We start from the raw sequence: 2,774 nt of genomic DNA, 5'->3' as shown, positions 1-2,774 counted from the left end.
GTCGGGCGCGCCCACGGCTCCGGGCGGGCCCACGGGGCCGGGTGCGACGGCTCCGGGCGCGCGGCCGTCCTTCGTCGCCTGGCTGCGTACGCCGCGCGCCGAGGCGGCGGGGCCGGGGGTGTGGGCGTATGGGCACAGGCCCAAGCCGCCGGAGGACCCGGACCGGATTCCCGGGCGCCGGTTGTTGAGCGGGGCGGTCATCGCCGCGCTCTGCGGGTGGCTGGTCTGGTCACTGCTGTACAACGGCTATCTCGGTGGATATTGGTACTGGCCTCTCTATCTCCTCACACCGGACGCGTGGTACGAGGTGGGAGGCGAGGTGATGGGGCCAGGCTGGTGGGCCCAGTACCTCTATGAAGCGCTCGTCGCGTGCGTCATCGCCGTCCTCTTCGGCCGCGTCGGCCACTGGCCCGAAGTCTGGCGCCGCTACGTCACCCCCCTCTTCCGGCGCGCCTGGGACGAGACGGACGCGGCGGCCGCGCCGAGTCGGCCCGAGGCCGATCCCGTCGAGTGGCCGCATCTGCGGGCCGCCGGGGCGCACGGGGCGGCTGATCGGCTGGCTGCCGAGGCGCGGGCCGGGGCGATGAACGACGTCGATCACGCGCGGATCGAGCACGCCTGGCAGTTGGTGCGGGCCGGACGGAATTCGCTCGCCACGTTCACCGACACCGTGCTGCGCCACGGCGCCGCCTCGCACGGCCATCCGTCCGGTGCCCGGGATCTGCCCGGGCGCACGGCCGAGCACGATCTGCTCGCCCGCCAGGTCCGGCTCGGGACCGCCGTCGACGATCTGCGCAATCCCTACCAGCACCGCGGCGCCGGGCTCGCGCTCGACCCCGACGTACTGGGGACCTCGCTGCTCGCCGTTGGGCCGCCCGGGTCGGGGAAGACCGGGCGGCTGGTGCGGCCCGTCGTGGAGTCGCTGTGTCTCCAGGCGCTCGCCGGGCGGGTCGCGGTGGTGGCCGTGGGGCCCGCGGGGGCGGGGCTGGGGCCTGACGAGGCGTTCGACGTCGTCGTGAAGATCGGCCGCCCCGACTCCGGCTACGACTTCGACCTCTACGGCGGCACCACGGATCCCGACGAGGCCGCGGGCATCCTCGCCGAGGCACTGATCGGCGACATGGCCGCCTCGCTGCCCGGCGGTGACAGCCGCCGGGCGGCCACGGCGCTGGCCCAGCTGCTGGGTCCCTACCGTGCCGCGCACGGCCGCTTCCCGTCCGTGCCGGAACTGCGCGAGCTGCTGGACGGCGCGAAGGCGGCGGTGGGCGCGCTGCGCGAGGCGCTCGACGCGGCAGGTGAGCGGGCGCAGGCGCGTGAGCTGGAGGCGCGGGTGCGGCAGTCCGGCGCGCCCGGGGATGTGGGGGCGCTGCTGGCCGACCGGATCGCGCTGCTGGACCGGCCCGCGTTCGCCGACTTCTTCGACACCACCGGCAACCGGCGGCCGTTTTCCCTCCGTGCCCTCGAGCACCCGTTGCGGGTCCGGATCGATCTGCCGGAGCGCGGGCACGCCGAGGCGTCCCGCATGCTGGCCCGTCTCGTGCTCGCGCAATTCACCGAGTGCGCGGCGGGCCGTGCCGACCGGTCGCTCTTCGCGTGCCTGGTCCTCGACGACGCGTCGCACACCATCACCCCCGAGGCGCTGCGCGGTATCCAGCGCCTCCGCGCCGCCCACGCGGGCGCGGTGCTCACCCTCCGCACCCTCGACGACGTTCCCGAGACGCTGCGCAGCGCGCTGCTGGGGGCGGTCGGCTGCCGGATGGCCTGCGCCGGGGTGACGACGTGGGACGGGGCCCGGTTCGCGGAGGTGTGGGGTACGGAGTGGGTCGAGACCCGGGACGTCACGGACCGGCAGATCATCTCGGACGAACCGTTCACCAAGGTCCTGCACTTCATCCGCAAGGTGGTGACAGGGAAGGCCGTCACCACCCAGTCCGTGACCGTGCGGAAGGTGGAGCGCGAGCGCTGGTCCGCGTCCGAGCTGGCGCATTCGGTCCCGGCCGGGCACGCGGTGCTGTCGGTGACGTCGGTGCGGGGTGAGGGCGGGCCGCCGGTGCTGGTGGATCTGCGCGGCTGAGCCACCAGTCGGCTCGAGAGGTGACGTTCTCGGCGCGGATACCACGCATTCGTCCATTGAGGCAGAATCGGCAGTAGCCGTTCATACGGGACGGTGAAGTCGCATTCGTCGTCGTATTCCGTCGTCGCATCCGCATCGAAGGTGCCATGCCTCCCACGCTCGCCTCACTCGTCCACCACACCGCGCTCAAGCTGTCCGTCCTCGCGGGAGAGGACCGGCTGGAGACGCCGGTGCGCTGGGCCCATGTCAGCGAGCTCGCCGACCCCGTGCCGTACATGGAGGGCGGCGAGCTGCTGCTCATCACCGCGATGAAGCTGGACGCCGAGGACCCGGAGGAGATGGCCCGCTATGTCCGGCGGCTGGCCGACGCGGGGGTGGTGGGGCTGGGCTTCGCGGTCGGCGTCGCCTACGACGAGGTGCCGACGGCGCTCGTGGCCGCGGCCAAGCAGGAGGGGCTGCCGCTGCTCGTGGTGCCGCGCCGTACGCCCTTCATCGCCATCAGCAAGGCCGTCTCGGCGGCGATAGCCGCCGACCAGTACCGCGCGGTGACCGCCGGGTTCGAGGCACAGCGCGAGCTGACCCGCGCCGCGATCGGCGCCGAGGGGCCCGCCGCGCTGCTCGCCCGGCTCGCCGCGCACGTCGACGGCTGGGCGGCGCTCTACGACGCCTCCGGCTCCGTGGTCGCCGCCGCCCCCGACTG

The 2,774-nt window shown here is 74.0% G+C and carries 2 protein-coding genes; both read left to right on the top strand.

Translation table 11 applies throughout. The annotated features are described in order from the left end of the window. A partial coding sequence (locus EEJ42_RS32545) for a type IV secretory system conjugative DNA transfer family protein (protein WP_342778362.1) occupies nucleotides 1-2,074 on the top strand: 2,074 nt, incomplete at its 5' end. A 146-nt stretch (nucleotides 2,075-2,220) separates the two neighbouring features. Beyond that, nucleotides 2,221-2,774: PucR family transcriptional regulator ligand-binding domain-containing protein (locus tag EEJ42_RS32540; RefSeq protein WP_184503379.1), on the top strand; the 554-nt coding region annotated here is incomplete at its 3' end.

Origin of the sequence: Streptomyces botrytidirepellens, assembly GCF_003721215.1 — a bacterium.
GTDB classification, from domain to species: domain Bacteria; phylum Actinomycetota; class Actinomycetes; order Streptomycetales; family Streptomycetaceae; genus Streptomyces; species Streptomyces himastatinicus.
This window is presented reverse-complemented; position numbering and strand designations above follow the sequence as displayed.